Consider the following 16292-nt stretch of genomic DNA (forward strand, 5'->3'; position numbering starts at 1 on the left):
TTGAAATAAATTTAGGAATTCAACCATTAACAAAAGATTCTAATAAAATAAATTATTTCAAAAGCTATTTGAATGCAGAAAAAAGTGTTTTTTTCTCATTTTCAAACAATTACATCTTCAAATTGAAACATATATCTCCCATATTTAAATATATTTTTTATAACTTGAAAAACTAATCAAATTCACATATTATGAAAAAACTATTATTATTTGCATTTGTGCTTGTTTTTGCAGGTACTGCGTTTGGCCAGGTTGCCTATTTACAATATCGCAATGTGCCCGCTGAGCACCAAACTAAATTCGAAGAAAGAGAAACCAAACATTGGTCGAAAGTTGCAAAAGCTGCTATTGAAAAAGGCCAAATGACTGGATGGACCTTGTGGCGTAAAGTTGGAGTTACTAAATCTGATGCTCCAAATTATGTATTTGTCAACTCTCATGAAAGTTTAAAACAACTCGATGCCAATATGTGGGGAGGAAATATGGATGCTTTAGGGGATGTAAAACCAGAGGATGTTGAGACCAATTCTTTTACAACAGTTACATTTGATTATTATATACAAATGGAAGATTTTGTTTCTGGAGATTACAAGTATGCAATTGTTAACTATGCAAACCCAACAAATTTGGGAAAGTTTATTCAGGAAAATAAAACACTATGGAAACCTTTCCACGAAAGCAATATTAAAAATGGAGGTAGCATGACAGCTTGGGGTATGGCTTCAGTTATTTATCCAAGTGGTAATCAAGCTCGTTTTAGCGTAATGACATGGGACGGATTTAATAAACTTTCTGACGCCTTGAATTACTTAAGTTATCAGGCTCCATCCGAGGATTCTAATTCTGGAGATAATCCTTTTGCCAAAATTATGTCTGAATCTGAAATGGGAGAAATTCTTCCCGATGGGTTCAATTATAGTATAATATATGAACGTGTCATGACGATAGAATAAATAATGATAACAAAAATAGAATTGATATGAGTCATGTGTGTAATAGTTTATACTCTTTAGAATTTAGGATAGAAAATCAGTAAATTCTAATACGAATAATTAAAATTAATAAACTCTTGAATCCTTAAATTATAATTCACAAACAAAAAGAAAGGCCAATATGATTAAAATATTGGCCTTTCAAATCAAAACACCATTACCTTGAAAAAAAAACATCATTATTTTAAATGTGTTTTAATTTAATGGTTTCCAGGTTCTGGGACTGTTTTCTTAGGAATAGTTTTTATTTAAAAAAATTAAAAACTAAACAATTCCCTCATATTCTTAAGCAACTTTTAACTAAGCGCAAGTTTTTTTAAAAATATTATAATTATGCCAAGTAAGTTTAAACAAATTGTGTGCAGTACATTTTTTCTACATATATTTGACCTCAGCAAAATATAATGAGAAATAATAACAACAATAATAATTTCAATAATCCTAATACTTAGGATAGGAAGGTTATTGTTTATAAATATATGAAGCCTTCCTAATACGGAAGGCTTTTTTTAATCTAAATATTTAGAAAGATGAGTAAAATTATGACAGTCGACATCTTGTCGAGCATTAAAGGAGCAAAGCCATCAGAAGCTGTAAATAAGTTATTTGAAGTGATTAAAAATGCAAACTCAAATAGCGAGAACTCTTTTAATAACATTCATAATAATAGTTTATCGCTGGAAGATTTAAGAGAAGATGTGGTTATAGAAAGTTCGGCAAAAGAGAAAGAAATTATTATTGAAAACTTTCCAGAAGAGAAAAACGGTTATCTAGTAGTCTCTAAAGTTATTGAAGCATAGATTATGGAATCTCAAATACATAAAGTTCATCAGCAGTTGGTGAATAAAGAAATTACATGTACAGAATTAGTACAACAACGTTTAGATTTACTTAAAACCAATACCCATAACACTGTAAACTCATTACTTGATACCTTAGCTCTAGAGCTAGCTAAAAAAGTAGATGATAAAATTTCCAAAGGTACATCCATCGGCTTGTTAGAAGGTATACCCTTTGGTATTAAAGACGTTTACATGGTACAAGGAACTTATACCACTGCAAGTTCAGATTTACTTAAAAACTACAAATCGGCCTATACTGCTACTGCCATTCAAAAATTATTAGACGCTGGTGCCATTCCTTTAGTGAAGGAAAACTGTGATAGTTTTGGACATGGCTCCTCTAGCGAGAACACTATTTTCGGTGCGGTTAAAAACGCTATCAATCCAGAATTAGTTGGTGGTGGTTCTAGTGGTGGTTCTGCCGTTAATGTCGCTAAAGATTTTACCGTTTTTTCCATTGGGGGTGATACGGGTGGATCTGTGCGTCAACCAGCAGGTTACAATAATGTTTATGGATTAAAACCTACTTACGGACGTATTTCGCGCTATGGACTAATGGCTTACGCCTCTTCTACAGATTGCGTTGGACCAATAGCAAAATCGATTGAAGATATCCGCATTGTTCTTAATATAATGAGTGGTAAAGACGTAAAAGATCAAACCACATATGCTTCCACTGAAATCACTCATGATGCTATTTTATGTTCAGATACTATAAAAACCGTTGGTTACTTCAAGAATTTTATAGAAAGTGATGCTATTGACAGTCAAATAAAATCAGACTTTTTGGAAAGCATCGAAAAAATAAAAGCCAAAGGCATTGAAGTAAAAGCTTTGGATTTCTTTGAATCGAATACGTTAGTTTCAACCTACTATACCTTAGCGATGGCAGAAACAGCCTCTAACCTATCGCGGTTAGATGGTACCAATTATGGTAATCGTATTGAATCTGAAAATTTAAAAGAAACCTATGCTGTAACACGTTCTGAAAATTTTTCAGAAGAAACCAAACGTAGAATTGTTGGTGGAAACCAGGTATTATCACAAGGTTTTTCCGATGAAATCTATTTAAAAGGTCTTGCTTTAAGAGATAGTATTTCCGAAAACTTTGAAAAAGATTTTAACGAGGTCGATATCATACTCTCTCCAGTTACACCAAATACACCGCCTAAAATTGGAGATAGCTTAAAAGACCCTTTGGCAATGTATTTATCCGATGCTTATACTGTTGGTTTTAGCCTAGGGCAACTACCAACACTAACAGTGCCTCAAGGCACCGCAACAGGACTACAAATAACCGCTGCAAAAAACAACGACGAGCTCGTTTTAAAGTTTGCTAACTTCTTAAAAGACATACTGTAATGGAGCTAGATCAATTAAACGACTTATTAAAAAAGTACGAGTTAGAGTTAGTTATCGGACTAGAAACTCATGTTCGATTAAATACAAAAACTAAGTTATTCTGTTCATGTCCGAATCAAGAGATTGAAACGCCAAATCATAATATTTGCTCGGTTTGTACAGGGCAAATGGGGGTTTTACCAGCTATTAATAAAGAAGCAATTAATAAGGCCATCTATTTTGGTAAAGCTGTGAAATCGACTTTTGAAAACGATGTTATTTCTTGGGATCGTAAACATTATGAGTATCCGGATAACCCAAAAAACATACAGATAACACAGTTTCATAATCCTATTATTCCAGACGGACAAGTATCTTGTTTTCGTAATGATGGATCTCAGTTTACGGTTAACCTAACACAGGTTCATATTGAAGAAGATGCCGCTAAATTGATGCATGAAAAAAAAGTTTCTTTAGTAGATTTTAATAAAGCAGGTGTACCCCTAATTGAAATTGTGACTGAGCCTTGTATTCGCCATATTGAAGATGCTTCAATATATGCACAATACATACAGCGTATTGTGCAAAATTTAAAAATATCTGAAGCTAACCTTGAGAAAGGGGAATTTAAATCGGATGTTTCTGTATCGCTAAGACGAAAGCGTGACTATAATTTAAACCCACGGACCGAAATAAAAAACTTGAATTCGTTTAAGTTTATGGTAGAAGCTTTAAAAGAAGAAGTTGAAAAACAACTTAGCTACTATCTAGAGCATAAAGAATTTAGACCAGACCAAACCACTGTACTTTGGGATGCAGATTTGAAGCAAACTAAAATTATGCGTAAAAAGGAATATGAAGCCGATTACCGTTTTATATCTGAACCCGATTTACCTTTCGTAAACATTAAAAGTGTGGTTGAAAGTATTGATGTAGATACAAACACTTTGCCTTTCGCAGTGGAGCGTATTTTAATTAATGGAGGTGTTTTACCGCAAGACGCTAAGTTTTTCACTGCAGATTCGTTACGATCGGAAACCTTTGTAGCCATTAATAATGTAATAAAAGACCCTTCATTTGTAGCAAAAACATTAGTAAATAATATTGGCGCAGACGATTATAACGATATTCATGATATTGATCATTTAATTGAAATTTTTCAACTTTTTAAAGCTGAAAAAATCACTTCGGTATTAGTACAAAACGCCATAACAGCGTATTTAAAAGACAGAAGCTTCAACTATAATAAATATTTTGAAGATCATACCATTTCAGATTCTCAAATAAAAGAGGCGATTGAAAAAGTAATTTCAGAAAATGAAGTTATTGCTAACCACATAAAGTCTGGAAATCAAGGTAAGGCCGGTATTTTGGTTGGTAAAGTTATTGGCATTATAGGCAAAGGAGCTTCAGGAAAAGTGATTCGCGAGCGTATTCTTAATGAATTAGCTTCAGATGCGGTCTCGTCTAAAAAAGTGCCTCAAACCGATGTAAAAAGTGAGATAAAGGAAGATGCAACTATTGTAAAACAAGACGAAGAGGTACTGCCAAAGATTCCAATGGTTATAAAGGATAGTTACCGCACCCATAAGGCGTCACAATTATCGGAAGATTCTATTTCTAAAAAAGTAACCTTAGCGGGTTGGGTTTCTAGTGTGCGCGACCATGGTGAGCTTATGTTTATTGATTTACGGGATTCTAGCCACGAAATATTTCAGGTACGTTTAAGCAGAGAGTCGTTTGAAAATTTAGATGAACTGGTAAAATTAAAACCAGAATCTGTTATAACCGTAACTGGTGTTGTGGTTCAACGAAAAGCCGATGACTATAATCCATCCTTAAGAACCGGAACTATAGAATTAGAGACATCTGAATTATATATTCTTAATCTTTCAAAAACATTACCTTTTGAAATAAAACGGGCTACCAAGACAAACGAAACAGTTCGTTTTCAACATAAATACCTCGACCATAGAAACGATTCTGTACGTCGTGCTATTATAAATCGTCATAAAGTCATTAAGCTAATGCGTGATATTTTAGACGAGCAAGAATTTTTGGAGGTAGAAACACCAATTCTTACTGCTGGAACCGATGAAGGCGCACGCGAATTTATTGTACCTACAAGAAAAAAAGCAGGATCGTTTTATACGCTTCCTCAAGCACCACAGCAGTTTAAGCAAATATTGATGGTTAGTGGTTACGAAAAGTATTTCCAAATTGCACGTTGCTTTAGAGATGAAGATTCACGTGGCGATAGACAACCAGAATTTACACAGTTGGATATTGAAATGGCCTATGCTAGCATGGAACAAATTATCGATTTAAACACCAAATTGTTTAATGATATTGTTACCAAAATTTATGGCAAAAAGTGGATACTACATCCATTTGAAGTTATAACCTATAAAGAGGCGATGGACAAATATGGTTGTGACCGACCAGATTTACGTTTTGGTTTACAACTTCAAGACATTACGGAGATAGTAAAAGAAACCTCTTTTCAGGTATTTAGCAAACCCATTGATGAAGGCGGTATAGTAAAATGCATCAAAGTTTCTGCCAAAGAACAAGGAAAAAAACGATTATCTAAAGGGCAAATTGAAAGACTTACCGGTATTGCCCAAGAGCATGGGTTGGGTGGTTTAGCATACATTATTGTAAATGAACATGATTTACAATCGCCAATTATTAAATTTTTAGGGGAAGACATTGCTGCAGGAATTATAGAAACCACAAAGGCACAAGTGGGAGATATTGTATTTTTCTCTGCTGCAGACTATGAGACTGCCAATAAAGCCTTGGATGCTGTGAGACAAGAACTTGGGATCATGCTTAGACTTATAAATCCTAAAGAATTAAGACCTGCTTGGGTGGTCGATTTCCCTATGTTTGAAAAAACAGAGGAAGGGCGCTGGACTTTTACGCATAATCCATTCTCTATGCCTGCCGTTTACGATATTGATAAACACATGACTGGCAGAGACGATGAGATAGGAAGTATTATAGCACAGCAATACGATTTAATTCTTAATGGTTATGAAATTGGCGGTGGTTCTATTCGAGCGCATAAAGCCGAAATTCTTGAAGCTACCTACAAAAACATGGGCTACAATAAGAAAGAGATGATAAAAAGTGTAGGTACTATGTATGAAGCATTTCAGTATGGTGCGCCACCGCATGGGGGTATTGCTTGGGGTGTAGACCGGTTGATGATGATACTTGAGAAAAAAGCTTCTATTAGAGAGGTTATGGCATTTCCAAAAACAGGTACTAGTGAAGACTTGTTATTTGGCGCTCCTTCGCCTTTATCTGATAAAAAAGTTGAAGAAATGAATGTTAAGGTTACTAGGAAGTAATTAAACATTTATACTATCAAAAACATAATCCTAATTCAAGATTATTAATGGAAAAAACATCTAAAAAAGTAGGTCTAAAAACTCTTGCTATTCCGAAAGGCAGATAAAATGAAGATGTTCCAGCCATTATTAAAACAATTAATTTAAAATAAGGCTGCTTTTCTTCCATCTAGGATTTTTAAAATTAAAATACCAATATATGGATTATAATATTACTCTCCTTGAAGGGGTTCAAAAAGCATAATTAACAATAAGATATTTAGGTAAAGCTATCTATAAAGTTCTACCGTATAATCATTGTCTTTGTGAAACAAAGAGCGTCGAAAAGTATATTGAAGAGTGTTTTCAGAAACGAAAGCACAACAACGTATATAATTCATTGCTTGGTCAATACAGACTTGCGAAAATTCCGCTGGAATTTTCTATCTGTGATTTGTTTGTTAACTTAGTTGCTCAACTACGCAACTAACAATACACAAGATCAATAGGCAGCCTAAAAAAAGAGTGATTAATAATTAATGTTTAAATATCTAATAAAAGGAATTTATACTCAATGAAATATAAAAAATACTTCAAAGACTCTATAAATATTTCTGAAATAGGCCTTGGAGCATGGCAATTAGGGCAAAACTCTGGATGGAAAAGCATGACAGAAACTGAAGCCATTAAACTTGTTCATAAATCCTTAGATTTTGGAATCAACTTCTTTGATACGGCCCCAAATTATGGACATGGAACTAGTGAGGAAAGATTAGGCAAGGCGCTTAAAGGTGTTGACCGAAGTAAAATTGTAATTAATACAAAATTTGGGCACACACATACTGGTACGTTAAACTTTGGATCTAATTACATAAGGGAATCTTTAGAAGGAAGTTTAAAAAGACTTCAAGTAGAGTATCTTGACTCACTGATTATTCACAACCCACCTTCTAAATATTTTGATGGAAATAAAAATGACCATTATGAAATTCTTGATAAATTAATTGAAGAAGGAAAAATAAAGGCGTACGGTGCTTCCTTAGATACTTATGACGACATGAAGTTATTAATGAATACAACAAACTCAAAAGTAATGGAGGTGTTTTTTAATATCTTTCATCAGGATACTTTGCTCGGATTTGAACAAGCACAAGATGAAGAATTTGGTATTATTGTGAAAATTCCACTTGATTCTGGCTGGTTAACTGGCAAATATAATACAGAAAGTAGGTTTCATGATATTCGAAGTAGATGGTCTAAAGAAGATATTGAAACAAGAGCTAAACTTGTAAACAAAGTTAAGTCTATTATTGGAACAGAAGAGAACCTTGCCCAAAAAGCAATAGCTTTTTGTTTAGCTTATGATGCGGTTTCCACAGTTATTCCAGGTAATGTAAATATCGAACAGCTAACGAGCAATGTCCAAAGTACAGATATTTCTATTTCAAGGAGTCTTATAGAACAACTTGAAAAGTTATATCAATATGAAATTAAAAAACTGAACCTACCTTGGTAATAGATAAATTTAAAAATGAACGTTGCCTAACAGTGGCTATAACCCATTGTGGCAGAGAGCTAAATCAAATTTTAATTTATAAATCAAACGGCTGTATTTCAGCGGAATAATCCTACGGATGATTCCACAACAAAATCATAGCCTAGACCATTCTTAATTAAACGAACCATTACAAAAGATGATTGAAAGACTTGAAAATAATGATATAGAAGTGTCTAAAAGAATACGTACCGTTTTTCAATCATCGTATAAGGTTGAAGCAAAATTATTAAATGCAACTGATTTTCCTCCCTTAAAAAGACCTCTTAAGAGCTATGTGAATAGTAATACAGAATTTTTCGGATACTTAAAAGATGGAGAGCTTGCAGGAGTAATTGAAATCTATCATAACAATAGCTTTACAGATATTAATAGTTTAGTTGTTAGTCCAACTTTTTTTAGACAAGGAATTGCCAGAAAGCTAATGGAATTCGTATTTAATACATTTGATTCGAATCTTTTTGTTGTTGAAACCGGACTGGAGAATGGGCCTGCCACTGAATTGTATAAAAAGTTTGATTTCAAAGAAGTTAAACAATGGAATACTGAGCAGGGAATTAGAAAAATAAAATTTGAGCGTAGAATAAATAACTAAGTACAACAAAGTTTAAAATTAATTGCTTGGTTCAGATCTACTCGGAATTTACTTTTAGGTTAGAAAACATGTTAACCTTTAGAGGAGCTACTTTTAAACAAATCGATTTTATGTTATCTGAAGTAGCAGTTTCCAGAAAGGTTGTAACAGGACAAAACCCTTTTTCAACTACAAAATCTGCTGAAGCTGTTATAGAAACTTTAGGACTTACACCAGTGAAAAGGAAGTTGTATAGTGATGAAAAAAGTGTGTGTTTAATTAATTATATTGATTTCTGAAAATTTAGTGTTTAAATCCCGTACTTTCATTTACTAAACCTGTTAGAGTAATACTTAAAAACCAACGATGATTAAAAATACGTCATTTATAATAATACTATTTATCTCAATCTCTAATGGTTTAAGTCAAGAAATTAAAAAAATAAAAGACAGTTATTTAAATCAACTTACAGAAATAAATGATGGTCCTTATGTTTTTATAGAAAAAAATAATTTGGTTGAAAAAAAGATTGTTAAAGGTAAAGTTTTATCAAAAAACTTAAATGCTAACTCGTATGATACAATATATACGCCCAACAAGGTTTTCTTTAAAAATATAAAGAAAATTGCCGCACTAAGTGATATTCATGGACAATACGAACTAGCCATTGAATTATTAAAAAGTAATAAAATAATAGACAAAAAATTAAATTGGAATTATGGTAAAGGGCATTTGGTAATTGTCGGCGACATTTTCGACAGAGGTGATAAGGTAAATGAAATGCTTTGGTTAGTTTATAAACTTGAACAACAAGCAAAAAATAAAGGAGGTAAGGTTCATTTTTTATTAGGTAACCACGAGTATATGGTATTACATAAAGATTTAAGATATATAAATAATAAATACAACATAACAGGTCAATTATTAAATTTAGATTATAATGAATTATATAACAATAAAACAATAATTGGCAGATGGTTGCGCTCAAAGCCAACTATTATTAAAATAAATGATAATATTTTTGTCCACGGTGGTGTATCAAAGGAATTTATATCTCATACTGATTTCAATCTTGAAAAGATTAATAACGTAATGAGAAATTCCATTGAAATTAATAAGCAAGATTTAAAGTCTACTGACTTTTATAAAATCTATTATGGTGGAAAAAGTTTAATATGGTATCGTGGGTATTTTAATGATAATTTAAAAGATGAAGATATTACTGACATATTAAATCATATAAGTTCAAAACACATAGTAGTTGGACATTGTTCAAATGAAGAAGTCGTTAGCTTATTTGGTAATAAAATTTTCGGTGTAGATTCAAGTATTAAAAAAGGAAAATATGGAGAAATTTTATTCATTGAAAACAATAAATATTTTCGAGGGACTATGAACGGAAAGAAAAAACAATTTGATAAAATTACAACTACCAACAACATATATAAAAAATAGCGGTTGAATTGATTACATTTACTCACTCATAAAGTTATAAAAATGGCTAAAAAAAAATTAAGTTTTCTTGACAGAAATCTTACGTTGTGGATATTTATAACAATGGCTATTGGAGTTGGACTTGGGTATTTTATCCCTACGTTTCCTAACATCATAAATTCATTTAGTAGTGGAACAACGAATATTCCCATTGCAATCGGCTTAATATTAATGATGTATCCTCCTTTAGCAAAAGTCAACTATTCTCTCTTACCAAAAGTTTTCAGAAACACAAAAATCCTGTCTATTTCACTTATTCTAAATTGGATAATTGGTCCCGTTTTAATGTTTGTTCTAGCAATTACATTTTTACGTGATTATCCCGAATATATGGTCGGATTAATTTTGATTGGCTTGGCTCGTTGTATTGCAATGGTTTTGGTATGGAACGACCTTGCAGAAGGAAGTAACGAATATGGTGCTGGTTTAGTCGCTTTAAATAGTATTTTTCAAGTGTTTGCATACAGTTTTTATGCTTGGATTTTTATAACTGTTCTTCCACCCTATTTTGGATTTGAAGGTGCTATTGTAGATATTTCAATCGAGACAATTGCTGAAAGTGTAGCTATTTATTTAGGTATTCCATTTGTAATGGGAATATTGAGCAGACTTATTTTAGTAAAAATAAAAGGAGAGGAATGGTATACAAAGACATTCATTCCTGCAATTTCGCCAATAACCTTAATTGCTCTGTTATTTACAATCGTGGTAATGTTCTCGCTTAAAGGAGAATTGATTGTGGAAATTCCAATGGATGTTCTAATTATTGCAGTTCCTTTACTTATCTATTTTGCGTTAATGTTTATTATTGGGTTTTTCTTTACCAAAGCAACGGGAGCAGAATACGACAAGACAGCTTCAGTTGCTTTTACAGCAGCAGGAAATAATTTTGAATTAGCTATTGCAGTTGCAATTGCAGTTTTCGGACTAAATTCAGGCCAAGCATTTGCTGGAGTAATTGGCCCATTGGTTGAAGTGCCTGCATTGATTTTATTGGTTCGTGTTTCTTTTTGGTTAAGAAAAAAGTATTATAAAAAATCCAACGCCTAAAGCCAGTGGGTAAAAACGTTTATAATTAATCGCTAGTTCAGACTTACCTGGGAAAATCCTAAGGATATTCTATTCGGTTTGTATTTGTTAAATTAGGTGCTGAAACCTTAAATGAAATCAAACACAAAACCGTTGTTAGTAATTAAAAAATATAATCTATAAAATAATATATTATGAAAGTAAATGGATATGCCGCCACTGAGCAAAAAGCAAAACTAATGCCTTACTCGTATGACTTAGGAGAAATTGGTTCTGAAGAAGTTGATATTAAAGTTTCCTATTGTGGCATATGCCATTCTGATTTAAGCATGATAAATAATGATTGGGGAATGACTCAATATCCTATTGTACCTGGTCATGAAATAATTGGTGAAGTAATAGCTATCGGTAATACTGTTAAAAATCTAAGTGTTGGCGACAAAGTGGGATTGGGTTGGATGTCAGCATCATGCATGAGTTGTGACCAGTGTATGGATGGTGAACACCACCTTTGCTCAAAGAGTGAGGCCACTATTGTAGGCAGAAATGGTGGATTTGCGGACAAGGTTCGCGGACATTGGTCGTGGGCCATTCCGCTTCCAGAAGGTATTGATATGAGTAAAGCAGGACCTTTGTTATGTGGAGGAATTACTGTTTTTAATCCTATAATATTGGCTGGTGTTAAACCAACTGATACAGTTGGAGTCATTGGAATTGGAGGATTAGGACATATGGCCGTTAAATTTTTAAAACACTGGGGTTGTAAAGTAATTGCTTTTAGCTCAAATCCATCGAAAAAGAGGTCCATTTTAAATATGGGTGCAAGTCAGGTGATAGATTCAACATCTATTGAAGAATTAGAAAGTATAAATGGAAAACTAAATTTTATATTAAATACCACTAATGTTTCTTTAGATTGGAATTCTTATTTGACCGCATTAGCGCCTAAAGGAAAATTTCACACCGTAGGAGCTGTATTGGAACCGATGGAAATTCCTGCATTCAGTTTGATTATGGGAGAAAAATCTGTTGGAGGAAGTCCGATAGGTAGTCCTGCACTAACTAAAACAATGCTTGACTTTTGTGTAAGACACAATATTTATCCAGATGTTGAGGAATTTCCAATGGAAAAGGTAAATGAAGCAATTGAACACCTAGAAAATGGTAAAGCTCGATTTAGGATAGTATTGAAAAATAAATAACTACTCACATCAATGGCTATATGTAATTACTTGTTCTCCTCCGCCTTGGAAATTCCTGCTGATTTTTTATTAGTTTGTATTTCCTAGGTTTAGTAATTAAACCCGCTACCAAATTATACACAATCGCATTAGCATTAATTACGAAAGACTGTAACATTCTTTTCTTGTTATAGTCTTATATAAAATTTAATCAATTAAAAAATGAAAAAATCACTTTTAGCATTACTGATATTACTAATTTTTTTTTCCTGTAAAAATGAGATAACGGAAAAAGGTAGAATATTAATCATAGTATCAAATACAAAAGATATGGGCGACCCTGAAAAACACGTTGCGGGAAATAACCTCTGGGAAGTAGCTCCTCCATATCATATTTTTGTTTCTCATGGATATAAAGTTGATTTTGTTTCACCAACTGGCGGGAAAGTCCCTTTCACAATGGATCCGATTGGAATTAGCAGTTATACTATAAAGTATGAAAATTTTAACGGTAATGTTGAAAACTCACTTACGCCAAACTTAGTAAATTATAAAAACTATAATGCCGTTTTTATTGGTGGAGGATATGGACCATTATTTGATATAGCCAATAACGAAAATTTATTATCAATAATAGCCAAAATTTATGAAAATGGTGGAATAGTAGGAGGGTGTGGACATGGACCTGGTGCTTTTGCAAATGTCAAACTTAATAATGGTGATTACATGGTTAAAGGGAAGAAAGTGACTGGTTTTCCAAATTCAACTGAGATTACTAAAAACTGGGCTAAAGAAGGAACTTTATTGCCTGTAATGGTGGAAAATCAATTGAGAGCAAATGGCGGAATATTTCAATCCAAAAGTGATTTGAATGATAAAAACGATATAGTAATAGACAAGAGAATCGTGTCTACCATGTTTCTACCATCTTCAGCAATAGTTGCAAAAGAAATAATTAAACAAATAGAAAGCTAATGCCCACAACGGTTATAATTAATTGCTGAACGCGGGTAATATGTATCTCGGAAATCCTAGCAAATTTCCTTACTACTGTCCTTTTTTCTATCTTAGTCACCTACACAACTAACCATACACAAACCGTTATGGTACATTTAATAAAATGAAACAATTCACAAAATTCATTGAAAGGACCATATCTGGAAAAATGGTTTTAGGACTTTTTATCTTGACAAATATTTTTTATGTCCTTATGCTGACCGTTACGATTCCCCGAACAATGAGTCACTCGAATGGATTAAAACTGCTGGATATGATGCCAACAGGATATGACATGAATTATGTAAGAGAATTATTCGATTCACTCGGGGAAATTGGACGAGGGACTTACCTAACGAAACAAATACCCTTGGATATGGTTTATCCACTTCTTTTCGGTCTTTCTTACTGTTTGCTTTTAGCATATTTTCTCAAGAAACTGAAAAAATTTAGATCACCATACTCTTATCTATGCCTATTACCTTTAATTGCTGGAATCGCAGATTATTTGGAAAATTTCGGCATAATTATAATGTTGAAAAGTTATCCCAAATTGACTCAAGAAATGGTTAATGTAACTCGTTTTTTTTCATTAACAAAGAGTAGCTCGACTATCATATTTTTTGTAACCCTGATAGTTATTTTGATATTAGTCGGAATTAAAGTCATTAACAGAAAAAAAACGCACTTCAACAATGTATAATGGTAATTTTGGCAGATTCGACTACGTCCGAATCAACTAGGAATTGCTAAATTCTCTGCTAAACAGAAGATTAACACCAATAGCCTCTATCTGGTGATTATACTAGACTGTTGGCTACAATTTGAGAAACAGTATTAGATAAAACAAATAGTATAATTCCTAAAAGCATTTCAATTTTAGAAACAAATCCGGAATAAAATATTGATTACTGACAAATGTCATTTCATATTGTTACTCTAAGACTTAGCTTATATCATTAAATCTAAGCTAGTTTATTAACTAACCTAAAAATCATGAAAACAATTGTGAAGTACTTCGTGTTTGTTTTAGCAATGCAACCTATGTTTTTATTGTACTGCCAAAACAATACTAATGAAATAATCAAAGCCTATGAGCTAAGAATGGACGGCCATACCGAGGAGGCAATAAATGTTTTGTCCAAAATTATAAGATCCGATTCAACAAATGCTTTAGCTTATTTCGAGTTAGCCAGATCATTGGAAAATGATAAGAAAATAGACCATATCATTAAAGCATTAGACTATGATTCGAAGAATCTAAAGTACAGATTCTATCTAGCCAATTTACACATGCTAGAGGCCTATAAAGCCATGAAAACTAACAATAAAGAATTGATAACTAAAAACCTAAATCTATGTACAGAAACATTAAAGAATATTTTAGCTATAAAGCCTGATTGCAGAGAATCTTTATTATTCCTAATAGATATTTATGGTTCATTACCAGAGGAAATAGGCGGAAATATGGATATAGCAAAAACATACCTTAAAACTCTAAAGAGTGTGGATTTGCTTTATGCCGCTCAAGGTGAACTCATCTTAAAATCCAAAGAACCAGATTTTGACATTGTTAAGCATTGGAAAACCTACATTGATACCAATGGCGAAAGCAACGAAGCTCTTGTAAAGTTGGGTAAAGCCTATTTAATGACTAACAAAAAGGTTAAGGCTAAAGAATGCTTTAATAAGGTAATTAACAGAGATCCTCAGCAAGTTATCTTGTATCTTGATGTTGCTCGCGCACATTTATATGGGGCCATGAGAGGCGGAGATAAGCAAGACAAGGAATTAAATAAATTTAAAGAAAACGTTCTTCTCTATTTAAATACCGCAGTCAAAAAACCCCAGTTAATAGAAGCCTGGTGTTATGGCTGGCTTGGCATGGTTGAAGGCAGATTGGGGAATAATAAACTAGGAGATGAATATATTGACAAAGCTGAAAAATTGATTCCTAATTATCCAAGATTTACAGCAATACCAGCAATTGATCTAGCACCAAATGTGGTTGCTTATCAATACAAATCCTATTTTTCAGCATTTTAGGATTTGTATTCTCTGGTATAAATTTTTTAAAGAAACAAAATGGAAAAACTAAGGTTGTTCTTTTTATCATTGCTATTGATATTCTTCTCTGGATGCACAATACTTTTATTTGAGAATCCTATTCCAAATAAAGGTGAAATTGTTCAAGTATTACCTGAATTCCTTAATGGCCAATTTCTAAAAAAAGAAGAACAGATCTATTATGATATTGAAAGATTAAATGACAAACACTGTATTATTTACGGTACCAATTGGATACATAAGGATTCCATTTATGCTCTTGTAGAAAGTTTAAAAAATGATTCTACTTATGTAGAATTTAAAGAAAGTACGTTAATAATAAAGGATAAAGATACCACTCAAAAAATAATATTGAGGTTGGATAAAGACATCTATTATACTGCAAAAGAACCGGCATATGAAATAAACCTGGAGAAAGGATACTTCATTCATGACTTTGAGAAAAAACTTGAAAAGAGGATTGTATTAAAATCTTACAAAAACAAGTACTTTCTAAATATTATTGACCAAGAAAAAAAATGGTTTGCAGTATGGCTTAAAATGAAAAATGATAGTTTAACTATATGGAACAGTCAAATTGCGGATACTTCGTTCGTTGAAAATCTAGATTATTATAATGGACTAACAAGAATTAATAAAATCGAAGACAAGACTTATGCAGCGAACCCTTCGAACGAAGAACTTTTTAAGCTGTTAAAAGAACCTTCCTTATTCCATGAACAAATATGGGTAAGAGCTGGTGATAGCAACAAACAGAATTGGATAGGGAAAATAATTGGAATTACCATTCTGCTCCTTTCTGCAGTATTAATTGCATTGAGAAAACGAAATAACAATATAAATTTAGATTATAAGAAGTTTTTCTAAGGACATTCATTATTGC

The 16292-nt window shown here is 32.6% G+C and carries 14 protein-coding genes; 13 read left to right on the forward strand and 1 reads right to left on the reverse strand.

Annotation, left to right across the window (positions count from 1 at the left end; all coding sequences use genetic code 11):
• The first annotated feature begins 191 nt into the window (after positions 1–191).
• From FEF17_RS13855 to gatB/aspS, 4 genes are all read left to right on the forward strand, one after another.
• A complete protein-coding gene (locus FEF17_RS13855; protein WP_139003010.1) occupies positions 192–953 on the forward strand; it encodes a hypothetical protein in 762 nt (253 codons plus the stop codon).
• Between the two features lie 569 nt (positions 954–1522).
• Entirely contained in the window at positions 1523–1792 is a 270-nt protein-coding gene (locus tag FEF17_RS13860; protein WP_211342486.1) for an Asp-tRNA(Asn)/Glu-tRNA(Gln) amidotransferase subunit GatC, read from the forward strand.
• Positions 1793–1795: 3 nt separating this feature from the next.
• Entirely contained in the window at positions 1796–3196 is a 1401-nt protein-coding gene (locus FEF17_RS13865; protein ID WP_139003011.1) for an amidase family protein, read from the forward strand.
• Positions 3196–6534 (forward strand): bifunctional amidotransferase subunit GatB/aspartate--tRNA ligase AspS, encoded by a 3339-nt coding sequence (gene gatB/aspS / locus FEF17_RS13870; protein WP_139003012.1) that lies wholly within the window; start codon positions 3196–3198, stop codon positions 6532–6534. Before FEF17_RS13865 ends, gatB/aspS begins: the two co-directional genes overlap by 1 nt.
• Positions 6535–6550: 16 nt before the next feature.
• Here the strand turns inward: gatB/aspS and FEF17_RS14340 are convergent, their stop codons facing one another.
• Positions 6551–6703 carry a hypothetical protein gene (locus FEF17_RS14340; protein ID WP_170181014.1) on the reverse strand — a complete coding sequence of 51 codons (153 nt, stop codon included), beginning with the start codon at positions 6701–6703 and terminating at the stop codon, positions 6551–6553.
• Between the two features lie 384 nt (positions 6704–7087).
• On the opposite strand from FEF17_RS14340, the gene FEF17_RS13875 reads away from it, so the two are divergent.
• From FEF17_RS13875 to FEF17_RS13920, 9 genes are all read left to right on the forward strand, one after another.
• Complete coding sequence (locus tag FEF17_RS13875) at positions 7088–8029, forward strand: aldo/keto reductase (protein ID WP_139003013.1); 942 nt, start codon at positions 7088–7090, stop codon at positions 8027–8029.
• Positions 8030–8207: 178 nt separating this feature from the next.
• A complete protein-coding gene (locus FEF17_RS13880) occupies positions 8208–8663 on the forward strand; it encodes a GNAT family N-acetyltransferase (RefSeq protein ID WP_139003014.1) in 456 nt (151 codons plus the stop codon).
• A 26-nt stretch (positions 8664–8689) separates the two neighbouring features.
• Positions 8690–8941, forward strand: coding sequence for a type 1 glutamine amidotransferase family protein (locus FEF17_RS13885; RefSeq protein ID WP_139003015.1), 252 nt, complete (start codon positions 8690–8692; stop codon positions 8939–8941).
• A gap of 67 nt (positions 8942–9008) precedes the next feature.
• On the forward strand, positions 9009–10097 hold the full coding sequence (locus FEF17_RS13890; protein ID WP_139003016.1) for a metallophosphoesterase: 1089 nt from the start codon (positions 9009–9011) through the stop codon (positions 10095–10097).
• Positions 10098–10139: 42 nt separating this feature from the next.
• Positions 10140–11186, forward strand: a complete 1047-nt coding sequence (gene arsB, locus FEF17_RS13895; RefSeq protein WP_139003017.1) for an ACR3 family arsenite efflux transporter — start codon at positions 10140–10142, stop codon at positions 11184–11186.
• 173 nt (positions 11187–11359) lie between these two features.
• Entirely contained in the window at positions 11360–12367 is a 1008-nt protein-coding gene (gene ahr, locus FEF17_RS13900; RefSeq protein ID WP_139003018.1) for an NADPH-dependent aldehyde reductase Ahr, read from the forward strand.
• A 309-nt stretch (positions 12368–12676) separates the two neighbouring features.
• Positions 12677–13321, forward strand: coding sequence for a type 1 glutamine amidotransferase domain-containing protein (locus FEF17_RS13905; protein ID WP_246046858.1), 645 nt, complete (start codon positions 12677–12679; stop codon positions 13319–13321).
• 1017 nt (positions 13322–14338) lie between these two features.
• Entirely contained in the window at positions 14339–15388 is a 1050-nt protein-coding gene (locus tag FEF17_RS13915) for a tetratricopeptide repeat protein (protein WP_139003021.1), read from the forward strand.
• Between the two features lie 39 nt (positions 15389–15427).
• On the forward strand, positions 15428–16276 hold the full coding sequence (locus tag FEF17_RS13920; protein ID WP_139003022.1) for a hypothetical protein: 849 nt from the start codon (positions 15428–15430) through the stop codon (positions 16274–16276).
• Positions 16277–16292 lie beyond the last annotated feature (16 nt).

This window comes from Hyunsoonleella aestuarii (genome assembly GCF_006148925.1).
Taxonomy (GTDB): Bacteria; Bacteroidota; Bacteroidia; order Flavobacteriales; family Flavobacteriaceae; genus Algibacter_D; species Algibacter_D aestuarii.